The organism is Paraburkholderia sp. FT54 (genome assembly GCF_031585635.1).
In the GTDB taxonomy this organism is placed as follows: Bacteria; Pseudomonadota; Gammaproteobacteria; order Burkholderiales; family Burkholderiaceae; genus Paraburkholderia.
In genome coordinates this window covers 1,851,740-1,868,083 of record NZ_CP134195.1, presented here as the reverse complement: position 1 = coordinate 1,868,083, position 16,344 = coordinate 1,851,740, and the positions used below count along the sequence as shown (strand labels likewise).

Here is a 16,344-nt window from a genome sequence, read left to right as displayed (position 1 = left end):
CAACTTTTGGGGTGCAGTTCACCGAGTTTGGCCCGGACCGCTGTTCGCAAGCCACGCCTAAGCGCTTATCGAGCGAGCCTCAAAGACTCAAGGCTCATGACGCAAATACCCTTCTTTCGACGGATCGCGCATTCGCAGCGACACGATGCCGGCAATCGCGCACAGCGCGGTGACGTACCAGTAGAACATCGACTCGTTGCCAACCGACTTCAGCCACAGCGCCACATATTCCGCCGAACCGCCGAAGATCGCATTCGCCACCGCGTACGAGAGCCCCACGCCGAGCGCGCGCACTTCCGGCGGGAACATTTCCGCCTTGATCAGGCCGCTGATCGACGTATAGAAACTGACGATCGCGAGCGCCACGACGACCAGACCAAAGGCTGCATACGGGCTCGTCACGTCTTTCAGCGTGTGCAGGAGCGGCACGGTGCCGATGGTCGCGAAGAAGCCGAAGAACAACATGGAACGACGGCGGCCGATGCGGTCCGACAACGCGCCGAACGCCGGCTGCATCACCATGTAGATAAAGAGCGCCGCCGTCATCACGTTGCTGGCCGTCTTCGCGTGCATGCCGGCCGTGTTGACCAGGTACTTCTGCATGTAGGTGGTGAACGTGTAGAAAATCAGCGAGCCGCCGGCCGTGAAACCGAGCACCGTCATGAACGCGCCCTTGTGCAGCCACAAGCCGCGCAGCGTGCCGGCCTCCTTGCGCTGACGCGTTTCGGCGGTGGTGGTTTCGTCGAGCGATTTACGCAGATACAGCGCGACCAATGCCGCGACCGCGCCGATCGCGAACGGCACGCGCCAGCCCCATGCCTTCAGCTCTTCGGTGGAAAGCGTTTGCTGCAGCACCACCAGCACCAGCAGCGCGCACAACTGGCCGCCGATCAGCGTGACGTACTGGAACGACGCGAAGAAACCGCGCCGGCCCTTGAGCGCGACCTCACTCATATAGGTCGCGCTGGTGCCGTATTCGCCACCCACCGACAAGCCCTGGAACAGCCGCGCGACCAGCAGCAGCGCCGGCGCTAGCGCGCCGATCTGCGCGTAGGTGGGCAGCATGGCGATCACGAGCGAACCGCCGCACATCATGAACACCGACACCATCATGGCGGTGCGGCGGCCGTGCTTGTCGGCGAGGCGGCCGAAGAACCAGCCGCCGATCGGGCGCATCAGGAAGCCGGCGGCGAAGACGCCCGCCGTGTTGAGCAACTGCGTGGTGGTGTTGCCGCTCGGGAAGAACGCCGGCGCGAAGTACAGCGCGCAGAACGAATACACGTAAAAGTCGAACCACTCGACGAGATTGCCCGATGAAGCGCCAACGATCGCGAAGATGCGGCGCCGTGTGTCGTGAGCCGAGGCCACGGATTGGTCGGTTAGGTCGGTCATGCTGTTCTCTTCCTTGTCTTTGAACGGAGGTAGCGGTCGTGGCGCCGCCTTCATTACACGCGGGCTGAGACGCCTCAGAGGCAGTCGCGGCGCGTGTGCGCGAATTTTACAGAATCGCAAGGGGAAGATGGGAGTTTGTTAGGTGATGCTACCCGGGGCGCGTCGATGCTGCGGCGCCGCAGCGCTTGTGTGTTGCGCAGGTTGCGACGGCGCGGCCAAGAAAAAAGCCAGCTCGAAAGCTGGCTTTTCTTCATCGCGGCGACGGTGCTGCGCTGCACCGCAACCCGCCGATCACACCCTCACCGCCGGCGGCACATAGCGGCACTCGTAACGCTTGCGGACCGTCCCATTCTCGTCGACGCTTTCCAGATACACGTCGAACTGCCACAGCCGCGCCATGTGCTTGAGCACTTCCTCACTATCGCCCGACAGATGCCGGTTGTCGCTCATGAAATGCCGCAGCGTCAAACTCCGGTCGCCGCGCGTATTCACCGCCCAGACCTGAATATTCGGCTCGCGGTGATGCATGTCGTACTGGCGCGACAACGCCTGGCGCACGTACTGATAGCCGCTGTCGTCATGAATCGCCGAGACTTCGAGCGCGTCGCGCATGTCGTCGTCGAGCACCGAGAAGAGGCGCATTTCGCGGATCAGATGCGGCGACAGGTACTGCGCGACGAAACTCTCGTCCTTGAAGTTGCGCATTGCGTAGTGCATGGCCGGCAGCCAGGGACTGCCCGCCAGTTCCGGGAACCACTTGCGGTCCTCTTCCGTCGGCGCCTCGCAGATCCGGCGAATGTCGCTCATCATCGAAAAACCGAGCGCGTACGGATTGATACCGCTGTAGTAGGGCTTCGTGACCGGCGGCTGATAGACCACATTGCTGTGCGAATGCAGAAACTCCATCATGAAGCCGTCTTCCAGCTTGCCCTGGTTGTACATGGTGTTGAGCAAGGTGTAGTGCCAGAACGTCGCCCAGCCCTCGTTCATCACCTGGGTTTGCCGTTGCGGATAAAAATACTGGCCGACCTTGCGCACGATGCGGATCACTTCCCGCTCCCACGGCTCCAGCAGCGGCGCGTTCTTCTCCGCGAAATACAGCAGGTTTTCCTGCGGCTCCGGCGGATAGCGCTCCTCGATTTCTTCCGGCAATGGCGTATGCCGGGTCGGCAAGGTGCGCCACAGTTCATTCACCTGCGACTGCAGATAGGCCTCGCGTTCGCGGCGCGCCGCGAACTCCTTTTCGAGCGACAGCTTCTGCGGACGCTTGTAACGGTCCACGCCATAGTTCATCAACGCGTGGCACGAATCGAGCAGTTCCTCGACCCGGTCGAGCCCGAAGCGCTCCTCGCACTCCGCGATGTAATTCTTCGCGTAGACGAGGTAGTCGATGATCGCGTGCGCATCCGTCCATAGCCGGAACAGATAGTTGCCCTTGAAGAACGAGTTGTGCCCATAGGCCGCATGGGCGATGACGAGCGCCTGCATCGTCATCGTGTTCTCTTCCATCAGATACGCGATGCAGGGGTTCGAATTGATGACGATCTCGTACGCCAGCCCCATCTGCCCGCGACGGTAGCTTTTTTCGGTGGAGAGAAAGTGTTTGCCGAACGACCAGTGACGGTAGTTCACCGGCATACCGACGGACGCGTACGCATCCATCATCTGTTCGGCGCTGATGAGTTCGAGCTGGATCGGATACACGTCGAGTTCATATTGCTCCGCAACACGGGCAATATGCGAGTCGTACTCTTCGATCAATTCGAAGGTCCAGTCGGACGGGCACGGCAGAGGCCGTCTATCGGCTACGTTCATACGGACTTCCCTTTGCCCCTCAGTGGGCGTTCCGGTGTGTCCCCGTGCTGCAGCGGTGTCGACTGCTCCGGCTGCGGCGGCTCCCGTATCGTCCGCCTTCGCCTCGGCATGCCCCGACTGTTGCTGCTGCGGCACGCCTTTCCCGCGCTCCGGCTGATAGCCGCGCGCTTCGTTGTGCAGGTGCTTGCTCGTCATGAATTAGCCGCCTGCTTTTCAAACAACTCCCGGAACACCGGATAGATGTCGGCCGCGGTTTCGACCTTCTTCATGGCCATGTGCGGTTGACTCAAGGCCAGCTGCGCATATTCGAGCCACAGATTCTGCTCTTCCGGCGTCACCTGAATATACGCAAAATACCGCACCTTCTCCAGGATGTCATCCGAGAGTATCTTGCGGCACTTCGGCGAGTCGTCGGTCCAGTTGTCGCCGTCCGACGCCTGCGCGCCGTAAATATTCCATTCAGTCGGCGAATAGCGCTCGTCCATCACCTTCTGCATCAGCTCCAGCGCGCTCGACACCACCGTGCCGCCGCTTTCGGTCGAATGAAAGAACGTGTCTTCGTCGACCTCCTCGGCGCGCGTATGGTGGCGGATGAACACCACTTCGATCTTCTCGTAGTTACGCTTGAGGAACAGATACAGCAGGATGAAGAAACGCTTGGCGAGATCCTTGCGCTGCTCGTCCATGGAACCGGACACATCCATGAGACAGAACATCACCGCCTGGCTGGAAGGCGTGGGCTGCTTCACGCGGTTCACGTAGCGCAGATCGAACGGATCGATGAACGGAATCCGCCAAATGCGCCCGCGCAAATGGTGAATTTCTTCTTCGAGCAGTTTGATCTCTTCGCGACGATCGTCGGGATCGGCCTTCATCACCTCCAGTTGCCGTTCCATCTCGTGCAACTGGTTGACGAGCGGCGCACCGAGCGCGATACGGCGGCCGAGCGCGCTGCGCAGCGAACGGACCACGTCGATGTTGTTCGGCGTGCCTTCGGCCGCCCAGCCCGCGCGGATGCTTTTCCACGTGGGTACGGCCATCAGATGGGTTTTGACGAGACGCGGCAGTTCGAGGTCGTCGAAGAAATACTGCATGAATTCTTCGCGGCTCAGCTCGAATACGAAGTCGTCCTGACCCTCGCCTTCATTGCTGGCCTGCTTGCCCCCGCCTCCGCCTCCGCCGCCTTGCGGGCGCTGGATCTTGTCGCCACGGATGTAATCGGAATTGCCCGGATGCACCATTTCCCGCTTGCCGCCGGGACCATGCCGGAACGACGGCTCCGCAATGTCCTTGCGTGGGATGGTGATGCTCTGGGTGTTCTGAATGTCCTTGATGCTGCGGTCGCGCACGGCTTCCGAAACGGCGCGACGAATATAGTTCTTAACGCGACGCAAAAAACGTTCGCGATTCGCAATGCTCTTGTTCTTGCCTGCCAACCTGCGGTCGATGATTTGATGAAGCACGCCCGGTCTCCCGTGTCGATGGGCGCTAGCGCTTTAGCGCTTACGCCCACCCCATGCAGCTGCTAATTTCGGGTGCGCGAGACGCACGCTGCTTGATGCCACGCTATGTCCATGCAGCTTGCGCCTCGCAGGGTGCCCGCGCAGTCGGACCGCGCGGGCGGCACGCAATGCGCATCATGACGACTTGCGCACGCGCAGATACCAGTCACACAGCAGGCGCACCTGCTTCGGCGTATAGCCCTTCGTCACCATGCGATTGACGAAGTCTTCGTGCTTGCGTTGCTCTTCCGCCGAGCCCTTGGCGTTGAACGAGATCACCGGCAACAACTCTTCCGTGTTCGAGAACATCTTCTTTTCGATCACGACGCGCAGCTTCTCGTAGCTGACCCAGGCGGGGTTCTTTCCGCCGTTGGCAGCACGCGCACGCAGCACGAAGTTCACGATCTCGTTGCGGAAGTCCTTCGGGTTGCTGATGCCCGCGGGTTTCTCGATCTTTTCCAGTTCGGCGTTCAGCGCCGCGCGGTCGAAACTCTCGCCGGTGTCGTGGTCGCGGAATTCCTGATCCTGAATCCAGAAGTCCGCGTACGTCACATAGCGGTCGAAGATGTTCTGACCATACTCGGAATACGACTCCAGATACGCGGTCTGAATCTCCTTGCCGATGAACTCCGCATAGCGCGAGGCGAGCACGTCTTTAATGAAAGACAGATACTTCTGCTCGGTTTCCGGCGGGAACTGCTCGCGTTCGATCTGTTGTTCGAGCACGTACATCAGGTGCACCGGATTGGCCGCGACCTCGGTCGAATCGAAGTTGAATACGCGCGACATGATCTTGAACGCGAAGCGGGTCGACACGCCGGTCATGCCTTCGTCCACGCCCGCGAAATCGCGGTACTCCTGATACGACTTGGCCTTCGGATCGGTGTCTTTGAGATTCTCGCCGTCGTACACCTGCATCTTCGAGAACAGGCTCGAATTCTCCGGTTCCTGCAAACGCGTGAGCACCGACATCTGCGCCATCATCTTCAGCGTGCCCGGCGCGCAGACCGCATTCGCCAGCGACGAATTACGCAGCAGCTTCTCGTAGATCTTGACCTCTTCACCGTAGCGCAGGCAGTACGGCACCTTCACCACGAAGATCCGGTCGAGCAGTGCTTCGTTGTTGCGGTTGTTGCGGAACGCCTTCCATTCGGACTCGTTCGAGTGAGCCAGAATCACACCGTCGAACGGGATCGCGCCGAACCCTTCCGTGCCCTTGAAGTTGCCTTCCTGGGTTGCGGTGAGCAGCGGGTGCAGCACCTTGATCGGCGCCTTGAACATTTCGACGAACTCGAGTAGCCCCTGATTGGCGAGACACAAGCCACCGGAGTAGCTGTAAGCGTCCGCGTCGTCCTGCGCGTACTGTTCGAGTTTGCGGATGTCGACCTTGCCGACCAGCGACGAAATATCCTGATTGTTTTCGTCGCCCGGCTCGGTCTTGGCTATACCGATCTGGCGAAGGATCGACGGGTAGCGGCGCACCACGCGAAACTTGCGGATGTCGCCGTTGAATTCGTGCAGGCGCTTGACCGCCCACGGGCTCAGAATGCTTTTCAGGTAGCGGCGTGGAATGCCGTATTGTTCTTCGAGAATCGGGCCGTCTTCCTCGTAGTCGAACAGACCGAGGGGCGACTCGTTCACGGGCGAGCCCTTGATCGAATAGAACGGCACGCGTTCCATGAGCTGCTTGAGACGTTCCGCGATCGATGATTTACCGCCGCCAACCGGGCCCAACAGATACAGAATCTGCTTCTTTTCTTCGAGCCCCTGGGCCGAGTGCCGGAAGTAGGCGACCACCTGCTCGATCACCTCTTCCATTCCGTAGAACTCACGGAACGCGGGGTATACCTTGATGACCTTGTTCGCGAAGATGCGCGACAGGCGCGGATCATTACGAGTGTCGATCTGTTCCGGCTCCCCGATCGCCGTCAACATGCGTTCGCCAGCCGTGGCGTACGCGGCGGGATTGTCTTTGCAGAGCGCGAGATACTCCTCGAGCGAGAGCTCATCTTCTCGCGTTTTCTCGAAGCGGGTCGCGAAACTGCTGTAGATATCCATGCTACCTCCTCGCCGAAGTCTAGACCGATGTCGTGCGCGGCGCGCTATTCGGAAACGACATCGCTCGAATTCATCCTAAACCCTTTTAAATTTTTTTTCACGAACTACGTTGCGAAAATCGCGCCGTATTCGCCTCCCAACATTCCTCACTTGGAAACAAAGTTTCGACCACCTACAATCTTGCACTCATATCGCAACGATTGCAGTGATCCCCGCTGCGCATGGACCGCTGCCTCCACGCCTCATCAGCACTCTACTGCAGTGCTGCCCAGTGCTCCTGCCGCTGTGCCCTGCAATACTCTCTTGCACCAGCCATTACGTTCATCGAACGATCCCATTGCCGTATCAGAGGGCACGTCTGCGCACGCACACTTTGTTGCTGAAAGCGCGGACGTCTGCAGGCTTTCTGTGTCCGGCTACTTTTCCCATCAACGCTCGACACAAGCGTTCGGTCTACACCAACAGATACCTGTTACATGTTCATGCGCGTTGATGCACCGTGCCGCTATGAAGCAAAGTCCGTGCACCCTCGAACGGTTCGTCAGCCCACGAGCGGTTTTGTTCCGCGTCATCGACATGGCGTGTCATGAATCGTCGCGCGAGACGCGCAGGCATTAACCGCGTCGAAAGCATGGTTAGCCGCATGTATAACTGGATGACGACAACGCCATGCATCGCTTCAATAGGCGTATACGGCACAGCTGCCGGCACAGATGCGAAGAATGCAAAACGGCTGCCCGCGGGCAGCCGTTGAATGAGGCTTTGTAATGCGCGGTTACAAGCGCACGGCCTCTCAGGTCAGTTCAATCTCCACTTCCCCAAGGCCGTCGATGTGGCCGCGCACGATGCCGGCCTTGTCCAGTTTGTGTGCGCCGACGTACGAACCAGTGGTAAGAGTCCACTCGGGTTCGATCGTAATGCCCATGGCGGCGCAATGGTTGACGAACCACACCAGCAGTTCGCGCGGATCGCCCGCCGGATTGCCCGTGGCTTCCGGCAGCAGCGAATCGCCGTCGAAGCTCAGTTCCAATGCAGGCGAAACGAAGTCGAAGCCGCGCGCGAGACCCGCATAGGCGACCGGATGGCCCGTGATCAACGCGCCGTTGTTCTGGGCGTCGGCCAACTGCGCAAGTGGCGCGACATTGGGCCACTCGGCGAAGCGGCTATCGACGATCTCGATGGCGGGCAATACGACGCCGACCTTCGAGAGCACCTCGTCGCGCGCATAGGCCCGGCCGCGCGGCTCGATCGCCTCGGCGAAACGGAAAGCGATTTCCAGCTCGACCAGCACCCGGAAGAAACCGTCATGCGCAACGCGCGCCGGCGAGCGCAGCACCAGCGAGGCCGGAATCGGCGCGCCCGCGGCAGCGCCGCCCGGCGTTTTGGCGCCGATCTTCCATGCGCCGGTCGAGTCGCCGAGACCCGCGATGACCGCCTGCTGGATCGCGTACGCAGTCGCCGCGTCGGGCGGCAGGCTGTCGGGTGCGGGCGCATCGATCGGGCGATGCTGCCGGCGTGCTTCGACGAGGCGGTTCGCGAGGTCGTATGGCGTCATGTCGGTCCTTTGTGGCTGGCGCATTGAGCGGTTGGTTGTGGCGTGCTGGTGGGTGGTGGCCATGCGTTGCAACAGTCGAAGGCGGCGGAACCACGCTCGTCGATCTGACGGGCTGCGTCAGCGATTGCCGCTACTCACGTGGTAGCGTCCCCGAAGCGACTTCCTTCAGGGGCGTCCGTCAATGTACCGGATCAGGACGCTCGCCAGGGGGCCGGCCGCCCTCGCAAACGTTACTTAATGCGCACACCATAAAAAAAAGACCGCGAATGCGTGCGCAATCGCGGTCTTTTGAAGCGAGGCAGTCATTCTCTTGCGGCGCCTACCCATCTAATGGGATCGGCCGTGGCATCGGGAATGAATGTTGCGCACGGCTTTCCGCTTAGAACGTTTCCCAATCCTGATCGCCGCCTGCGCCAGCGGCCGCCGTGACTTTGGCAGGCGCGCGCGCCGCTGCCGCAGCGGGCTGTGCCGTCGCGGCCGGCGCCTTTGTCGTGACCGGCGCCTTCGTCGTGACTGCGACTGGCGGCGCGGACCGCGCAACGGCAGGAGCGCGCGCGACCTTGCGTGCGGCCACCGAACGCAGCGGCGGCGTGGACGCGCGCTTTGGCGGCGGGCTCACGGATGCCTTGTAGCCGCCGTCTTCGAGCTGGAACACGGCCACGGCGGTGCGCAGTTTGCCGGCCTGATCTTCAAGCGACGACGCGGCCGCCGCCGCCTCTTCGACCAGCGCGGCGTTTTGCTGAGTGACTTCGTCCATCTGCGTGACGGCGCGCGCCACCTGATCGATGCCGCTGCTCTGTTCTTCCGACGCCGCGGCGATTTCGCCCATGATGTCCGTCACGCGCTGCACCGCGCCGATGATCTCGGTCATGGTGCGGCCGGCTTCGTCGACCAGCGCCGAACCCGACTGCACGCGCTCCACCGAGGTGTCGATCAGTTCCTTGATTTCCTTCGCCGCCGCCGACGAGCGCTGCGCAAGGCTGCGCACTTCACCCGCCACGACCGCGAAGCCGCGCCCTTCTTCGCCGGCCCGTGCCGCTTCCACGGCTGCGTTCAAGGCCAGGATGTTGGTCTGGAACGCAATCCCTTCGATGATCGAAATGATGTCGGCGATCTTTGCCGAGCTTTGATTGATGTCGCCCATCGTGCCGACCACCTGGCCGACCACGGCGCTGCCCTTGTTGGCGATCTCCGACGCATTGGCCGCAAGCGAGCTCGCCTGACGGGCGTTGTCGGCGTTCTGCTTCACCGTGCCGGTCAGCTCTTCCATGCTCGACGCGGTCTCCTGCAGCGCTGAAGCCTGCTCTTCGGTCCGTGAGGACAGATCGATATTGCCGGCCGCGATCTGGCGCGTGGCCGTCGCAATCGATTCGCTGCCGCCGCGCACGGTACGCACCGTTTCGGTGAGACTGTGCTGCATTTTGGCGATGCCAGCGAGCAACTGCCCCATTTCGTCGCGTGAGTTCACGACGACCGGGCGGCGCAGATCGCCCGCTGCAATCGCGTCGAAATGGCCAAGGGCTGCGTCGAGCGGCCGGCCGATGGCGCGGCTGAGCGTCAGATACGAGATCACGGCGGCCAGCACGCCGATCAGCAAGGCGCCCACGCTGACCATGCGGAACACGTCGAAGCTGCTTTGCGCCGAGTCGTAGCCGTCTTTCGCGGAGGTGAACTGGTATTTGCGCAGCCCATCGTCGGAAATGGCGAGGTCGTTGTAGGCCGCCTGCAGACGCTTGGCGCCGTCGATCAACTTGGGCTGTTCGTTGGCGGCGACGATCGCCGCAAAGCTGTCCATCTGCTGATGCAGCGCGTCACGTTTGGCGACGACGTCCTGCGCGAGGCGGTCTTCGTCCGGTTCGCGCGGCAGGTCCATGTACTTTTTCCACCAGGTGTCGGAGGTGGCGCGCATGGTCCGCGCACGCTCGAGCGTCGGCGCGGCTTCCGGCGTGCCGATCATGAACGCCGCGCGGTCGAGCGCCAGCCGCTCGCGCGCCGCGAACAGCTCGGCGTTGCCGATATTGACCGCGCCCGGCATGGCGCTGGTGAACGTGTCCTTGTAGGCGTCGTTCGAACGGCTCATGCCGAACAAACCAAAGACGCCGATGGCGACGAGCAGCGCGGCGAGAAACGCCATCGTGAGGCCTATCCGCGCCTTGATCGTAATGCCTTGCTTCAACATGCTTGTTCCTGTGCTTGACAAAATAAGAGGCTGCGTCCGCAGCGCGATTGGGCGTGTGGCGTCTGCGTAATGGCACTTTTTTGATGCGGCGCTCTAGTAGTCCTGTTTACGGCATGGTCACCGCGTACTTGAAGGATTTATATGGTATGAGGAAAAGCGCTGTAAGCCGTCGGAAGAAATTACAAGGTGCGGAGAGGCTGCGGCTTCGCCAGCCGGTGATGCGGAACGGGCGCGCCGGTGCCCTGCGGGATGGAGGAAAGACTGCATGCCGTTACGACGGCTGGAGAGTGTGTCGAGTGCGCCACTCCGCAGGCGCGGGGCACTGCGTCGACACCAGCGCCGCAAGGCTGAATCTGATCGGCCTGCGTTCTTGCTACGAGCGGGGCGAGCGCGGCCGCCCAGACGTTATTGAGCGCCAGGACACGCGCGCGACTTCATTGTCCGGCTCTGAAGCGCCTCAGCGGATCAGCCGACATGTCGGCCCCGCGCGAGCGAACATCGAAGGCTAGCTTTTGGGCCTGACGCGCGCGGCCGCGCCCCTCGCCGCCAATGCGCGCATCGTGTCCGATCACGCCGCCAGATCGCGCGCGGCCGCGTCGGCCCACGGCGCGGTGGACTCGCGCAAGATCAGCCGCGGCGACACCACACGGCGGCGCCCCGGCGCGCGCGCGGTGCCCGACGAGGTGCCGGCAATCCGTTCGATCAGCGTCTGCGCGGCCATATCGCCGAGCGCGCGCACCGATTGCCCGACGGTCGAGAGCGCCGGATAGGTGAAACGCCCCAGCTCGATATCGTCGAAACCGATGATCGAGCAGTCGCGCGGCACGCTGATATTGCGTTCCGCGGCGGCGCGCAGCGCGCCGATGCCCATCATGTCGTTGCCGGCAAATATCGCCGATGGCTTGACCGTGTCGAATAGTTGCGCGGCCGCGCGATGGCCGCCGGTGCCCGAAAAATCGCTTTCCACGATCGCGTCGGGCGCAATCTCGATGCCGCGCTCGGTCATCGCGCGGATAAAGCCGTGCACGCGCATCGCGCTGACCGCCGTCTGAACCGGCCCGGTGATGCAACCGATCCGTACGTGCCCCAGTTCGAGCAGATGCCGGGTCGCCAGATAGGCGCCCTTCTCGTGGTCGATCTGCACCAGATCCGCGTTCAGTCCTTCGATGTTGCGATCCAGAATGACCAGCGGCTCATGCGAATCGGCGAGCGTCTGCGCGAGCACGGCGTCGTCGCCGGCGGAAGCGACGATCAGGCCGTCGATCCGCTTTTCCTGCAGCACGCGCAGATAGTTACGCTGCTTGGCCGGATCGTCGTCGGAATTGCAGAAGAACACGCAGTAGCCGTTGCGCGAGCAACCGTCCTCGATGCCGCGCGCCAGTTCCGCGAAATACGGGTTCGTGGCGTTCGGCACGACCAGCCCGATCGTCGCCGTGGCCCGCGCCTTCAGCGAGCGGGCCACCGCCGACGGAACATAGTGCAGCTGACGGATCGCGTGTTCGACCTTCGCGCGCACGTCTGCCGACACCGGCCGCGAGTTGTTCACCACGTGCGATACCGTCGTGAACGACACGCCTGCCGCAGCCGCTACATCCTTGATCGTCGCCATAACCTGTTGCTCTCCTGCCTGTTTTGCCCGCCGGCCGCGCCATCTGGCGCCCTACCGGCCGTCTTCATCGAAGACCGACCAAACCCCATGATTTCTTACGTTTACCGCTCATGACGCTGTGACTGCCCTTGTTGCGTTACTGTGCCGGCTCGCGGTGCCGGCCACCGGTCAGGCGCGCTTGCGGCGGCTGCGATACGTATCCAGCACCACCGCCACCACGATCACCGCGCCGGTGATCATGCGCTTGGTCGGCTCGTTCGCGCCGATCTGCGCGAGGCCCGCCGCCAGCACCGAAATGATCAACACGCCGAAAAAAGTGCTGATCACCGAGCCGCGCCCGCCCATCAGGCTGGTGCCGCCGATCACCACGGCCGCGATCACCTGCAGTTCCAGGCCGACGCCCGCGTTCGGATCGGCCGCTTCCAGACGCGAAATCTGGAACAGCGCGGCCAGCCCCGAGAGCGCGCCCATCAGCGCGAACACGATGACCTTGTACGGCCGCGGATTGACGCCCGCGAGCCGCACCGCTTCCTCGTTGGTGCCGATACCGACCAGATAGCGGCCGAACACCGTGCGCGTGAGCACCAGTTGCGCGATCACCATCACCGCCACCGCGATCAGGAACGCCGGCGAGATGCCGAGCGCGATCGGGTTCGACAAAAAGTCGAACGCATCGCCGATATAGGCGGTGCGCGAATTCGTCATCTGATACGCCATGCCGCGCGCCGCTTCGAGCACGCCGAGCGACACGATGAACGACGGAATCCGCCAGCCCACCGTCACCGCGCCGGTGATGGTGCCGGTCAGTGCCGCCGCGGCGACGCCGAGCAGCGCCGCCGGCAACGGCCCCCAGCCCCACTTCAGCGCGGCCACGCTCACCACCGACGCGCCCAGCGCCAGCACCGAACCCACCGACAGATCGATCCCGGCGATGATCAGCACGAAAGTCATCCCCACCGACATCACCACCAGATCGGGAATCTGGTTGGCGATCGTGCTGAACGTGTCGTACGTCAGAAAGTGCGAACTCAGCAGCGAGAACAGCACGATCATCGCCAGCAACGCGCCGGCGAGCCCGAGGTAGTTCGAAAAGCCCAGCCGCGTGCCGGCCGGCTTGCCGCTCGCGAGCGGCGCCGACGGATCGGGCGGCGGCGCGACGGTGCCCGCCTTGTCGCCCGATGCTTCCCGCAACGGTTGATCGTTCATGACAGACTCCCTGCTTCGCTGATGTCGGGGGCGGCGTGCAGCAACGCGTCGCGGCTGCGGTAGCCGGCGAACGCCGCGGCCAGCAACGCATCCTGCGACCAGTTATCGCGCTCGAACACACCCGTCATGCTGCCCGCGGACATCACGCCGATCCGGTCGCAGATCAGCATGAGCTCGCGCAGGTCGCTCGACACCACGACGAGCGCGCGCCCTTCACGGGCCAGCGCGCCCATCAGGCCATAAATATCGAACTTCGCGCCGACGTCGATGCCGCGCGTAGGCTCGTCGAATAACAGCACGCGGCAATCGCGCGCCAGCCAGCGGCCGATCACGACCTTCTGCTGGTTGCCGCCCGACAGTTCGCCGACAATCTGCCCCGGCCCCGAAGTGCGGATCCGCATCGCGGCGATCTGCGTTTGCGCGAGCGCATTCTCCCGCTTCGCATCGACGATGCCGTGCCGCGCCACGCTGCCGATATTGCCAAGCGACACGTTGGCCGCGATCGGCTGCGGCAGCAGCAGGCCTTCGCCTTTGCGGTCCTCGGTGATCAGCGCGATGCCGGCGCGCACCGCGTCCGAGGGCGAAGCAATCTGCACCGGCGTGGGCGGCGCGCCCGGCGTTTGCGCCAGCGACACGGTGCCGCCGTCCTTCGGATCGGCGCCGTAGATCAGCCGCATCAACTCGGTACGCCCCGCGCCGATCAGGCCGCTAATGCCGAAAATCTCGCCCGCGCGCACTTCGAACGACACCTCGCGCACCACCTTGCCGCGCGTGAGCCGGTCCACTTTCAACAGCGGCGCGCCGATGTTGCGCACGCCCAGATCGATCCGCTCGCCGAGCTCCCGGCCGACCATCCATGTGACGATTTCGTCGCTGGTCAGGTTGGCGATCGCGTCGACATGCACCAGCCGCCCGTCGCGCAGGACCGCGACCTGCTCGGCCACCCGCGCGAGCTCCTCGAGCCGGTGCGAGATGTAGACGAGCGCCACGCCGCGTGCCTTCAGCCGGTCGATCTGTTCGAACAGCAGATCGACTTCGCGCGCGGTCAGCATCGCGGTCGGCTCGTCGAGGATCAGCACGCGGCAGTCGTCGATCAGATTGCGCGCGATCTCCGCCATCTGCTGATGGCCGATGCCGAGTTCGCCGACCAGCGTGTCCGGATCGATCGCGTCGAGCCCGACTTGCGCCATGGCGTGACGCGCGTCCTCGCGCAGCCTGCGCCGGTCGATCCAGCCGAAGCTGAACGCGCCGACCCGCGGCAAGCGGTTCAGGAACAGATTTTCGGCCACCGACAAGGTCGGCAGCAGATTCAGCTCCTGCATGACCATGCGCACGCCCAGCGCCTCGGCTTCGGTGCGGCTCGCCGGCGCATAAGGCGCGCCGCCGAGCTGCATCGTGCCGGTGGTCGGGTCGACCAGGCCGCCGATGATTTTGGACAGCGTACTCTTGCCCGCGCCGTTCTCGCCCGTCAGCGCCAATACCTCGCCGGCGCGCAGCGACAGCGAAATGTCGGCGAGCACCGGTTCGGCGTAGGTCTTGCCGATGCCGCTGACAGACAGGACGGCAGGCACGGCGTGGTGGTCGGTTGAATCCATCGCAATCCTGGTTCCAAGGCGGGGCAACGGCCTCATGCGCTTGCCCGAATCGAGCCGCCGCCCGCCTCGTGTCATGCCGGCCCAATGCGCGCAATGCGCAGGCGCTAAGAGCCACGCACCCTCCCGTCGCGCGACACCGTCATGACGCTTACCTCTGGAATTAACGGCGGCGCGGCAGGTTTCTTGAGCGTTTATTGAATAGCCGCGGGTTTGCGGGCGCAAATCAAGCGTCGAGCACGACACTGCGCCCGTGCAAACCCGCGTACCCGACTACCCCGGGACTGACCGGGCCATGCTTACTTCGTAACCAGATCGCACGGTGTTTCCACGACGCCGGACAGATCCGACTGTTTCTTGTGCTCGCTGAGCGCCTTCAGCGCGGTGTCGATACCGAACACGGCCTGCTTGGCGGCGTACTGATCCGCGGTGGCGAGCACCCGGCCGTCCTTGAGCATGGGCTTGATCGCGTTGATGTTGTCGTAGCCGACCACCAGCACCTTGCCCTGCTTGCCGGCCGCGCGCACGGCCGAGACCGCGCCGATCGCCATGTTGTCGTTGCCGGCGAGGAGCGCCTTCAGATTCGGGTACTCATTGAGCATGGCCGACGCCACCGCGTTACCCTTGTCGATTTCCCATTCGCCCGACTGCACCGAAACGACCTTGGCGCCGACCTTCTGCATCGCGTCCTTGAAGCCGGCCGTGCGCTGCTGCGCGTTGGTGGTGGTGGATACGCCTTCGATGATGCCGACCTCGTCGCCCGACTTCAGCTTCTTCGCCAGGTAGTCACCGACTTTCTGCGCGCCCTTGCGGTTGTCCGGGCCGACGAACGGCACGTTCAGGTCCTTCGATTTGAGCACGTCCGGGTCGAGCCGGTTGTCGATGTTCACGACGATGATGCCCGCGTCCACCGCTTTCTTGACGACCGGCACCAGCGCCTTCGAATCGGCCGGCGCCAGCACGATGGCGTCGACCTTCGACACGATCATCTGCTCGACGATACGGATCTGGTTCGCGGTATCGGTTTCGTCCTTGATGCCGTTGGTGATCAGGTCGAATTGCGACGGATTGTGCTTCTGATAGTCCTTCGCGCCGGTCTCCATGGTCAGGAAGAACTCGTTGGCAAGCGACTTCATGACCAGCGCGACCTTCGGCTTATGAGCGGGCGCGCTTTGCGCGTACGCGGAGGAAAACGGCAAAGCGGCGGTGGCGGTGGCGAGAACGGCGGCCGCCAGAATGCGGCGGCGAATGCGTTGGCTCATGCATATCTCCAGGGTTTTGTCAGGCTCGCCGGGGAGCCTTATTTTTAATAGTGCGCAAACGTTTGCGAGGCCCATTCTCGATGTAGTCCGTTCGGCTTGTCAACGCTGCGCGGTGTTGCAGCGCACCGGGGCGCGGCAATGCCGTGCGCCCGATCATCGAAGCGCCGCGCCGCT

General features: G+C 63.1%; 10 protein-coding genes. All 10 read right to left on the bottom strand.

Annotated elements, in window-relative coordinates; all coding sequences use genetic code 11:
* Positions 1–87: 87 nt before the first annotated feature.
* Complete coding sequence (locus tag RI103_RS08770) at positions 88–1,392, bottom strand: MFS family transporter (protein WP_310814945.1); 1,305 nt, start codon at positions 1,390–1,392, stop codon at positions 88–90.
* A gap of 291 nt (positions 1,393–1,683) precedes the next feature.
* Positions 1,684–3,402, bottom strand: a complete 1,719-nt coding sequence (locus tag RI103_RS08765) for a SpoVR family protein (RefSeq protein ID WP_310814944.1) — start codon at positions 3,400–3,402, stop codon at positions 1,684–1,686.
* Positions 3,399–4,670 (bottom strand): YeaH/YhbH family protein, encoded by a 1,272-nt coding sequence (locus RI103_RS08760; RefSeq protein WP_310814943.1) that lies wholly within the window; start codon positions 4,668–4,670, stop codon positions 3,399–3,401. The genes RI103_RS08765 and RI103_RS08760 overlap by 4 nt, the downstream gene beginning before the upstream one ends.
* Positions 4,671–4,844: 174 nt before the next feature.
* Positions 4,845–6,767, bottom strand: coding sequence for a PrkA family serine protein kinase (locus RI103_RS08755; protein ID WP_310814942.1), 1,923 nt, complete (start codon positions 6,765–6,767; stop codon positions 4,845–4,847).
* Positions 6,768–7,560: 793 nt separating this feature from the next.
* Positions 7,561–8,322 (bottom strand): hydratase, encoded by a 762-nt coding sequence (locus RI103_RS08750; protein ID WP_310814941.1) that lies wholly within the window; start codon positions 8,320–8,322, stop codon positions 7,561–7,563.
* A gap of 379 nt (positions 8,323–8,701) precedes the next feature.
* Positions 8,702–10,501, bottom strand: a complete 1,800-nt coding sequence (locus RI103_RS08745) for a methyl-accepting chemotaxis protein (protein ID WP_310814940.1) — start codon at positions 10,499–10,501, stop codon at positions 8,702–8,704.
* 568 nt (positions 10,502–11,069) lie between these two features.
* Entirely contained in the window at positions 11,070–12,110 is a 1,041-nt protein-coding gene (locus tag RI103_RS08740) for a LacI family DNA-binding transcriptional regulator (RefSeq protein WP_310814939.1), read from the bottom strand.
* Positions 12,111–12,278: 168 nt separating this feature from the next.
* Positions 12,279–13,316 carry an ABC transporter permease gene (locus tag RI103_RS08735; RefSeq protein ID WP_310814938.1) on the bottom strand — a complete coding sequence of 346 codons (1,038 nt, stop codon included), beginning with the start codon at positions 13,314–13,316 and terminating at the stop codon, positions 12,279–12,281.
* Entirely contained in the window at positions 13,313–14,911 is a 1,599-nt protein-coding gene (locus RI103_RS08730; RefSeq protein ID WP_310814937.1) for a sugar ABC transporter ATP-binding protein, read from the bottom strand. Before RI103_RS08730 ends, RI103_RS08735 begins: the two co-directional genes overlap by 4 nt.
* 296 nt (positions 14,912–15,207) lie before the next feature.
* Complete coding sequence (locus tag RI103_RS08725) at positions 15,208–16,170, bottom strand: sugar ABC transporter substrate-binding protein (RefSeq protein WP_310814936.1); 963 nt, start codon at positions 16,168–16,170, stop codon at positions 15,208–15,210.
* Positions 16,171–16,344 lie beyond the last annotated feature (174 nt).

What these genes read in the sequence shown, in the direction of transcription:
- RI103_RS08770 (WP_310814945.1), bottom strand. Translation starts at nt 1,392, where the DNA reads ATGACCGACCTAACCGACCAATCCGTGGCCTCGGCTCACGACACACGG.
- RI103_RS08765 (WP_310814944.1), bottom strand. Translation starts at nt 3,402, where the DNA reads ATGACGAGCAAGCACCTGCACAACGAAGCGCGCGGCTATCAGCCGGAG.
- RI103_RS08755 (WP_310814942.1), bottom strand. Translation starts at nt 6,767, where the DNA reads ATGGATATCTACAGCAGTTTCGCGACCCGCTTCGAGAAAACGCGAGAA.
- RI103_RS08750 (WP_310814941.1), bottom strand. Translation starts at nt 8,322, where the DNA reads ATGACGCCATACGACCTCGCGAACCGCCTCGTCGAAGCACGCCGGCAG.
- RI103_RS08745 (WP_310814940.1), bottom strand. Translation starts at nt 10,501, where the DNA reads ATGTTGAAGCAAGGCATTACGATCAAGGCGCGGATAGGCCTCACGATG.
- RI103_RS08740 (WP_310814939.1), bottom strand. Translation starts at nt 12,110, where the DNA reads ATGGCGACGATCAAGGATGTAGCGGCTGCGGCAGGCGTGTCGTTCACG.
- RI103_RS08735 (WP_310814938.1), bottom strand. Translation starts at nt 13,316, where the DNA reads ATGAACGATCAACCGTTGCGGGAAGCATCGGGCGACAAGGCGGGCACC.
- RI103_RS08730 (WP_310814937.1), bottom strand. Translation starts at nt 14,911, where the DNA reads ATGGATTCAACCGACCACCACGCCGTGCCTGCCGTCCTGTCTGTCAGC.
- RI103_RS08725 (WP_310814936.1), bottom strand. Translation starts at nt 16,170, where the DNA reads ATGAGCCAACGCATTCGCCGCCGCATTCTGGCGGCCGCCGTTCTCGCC.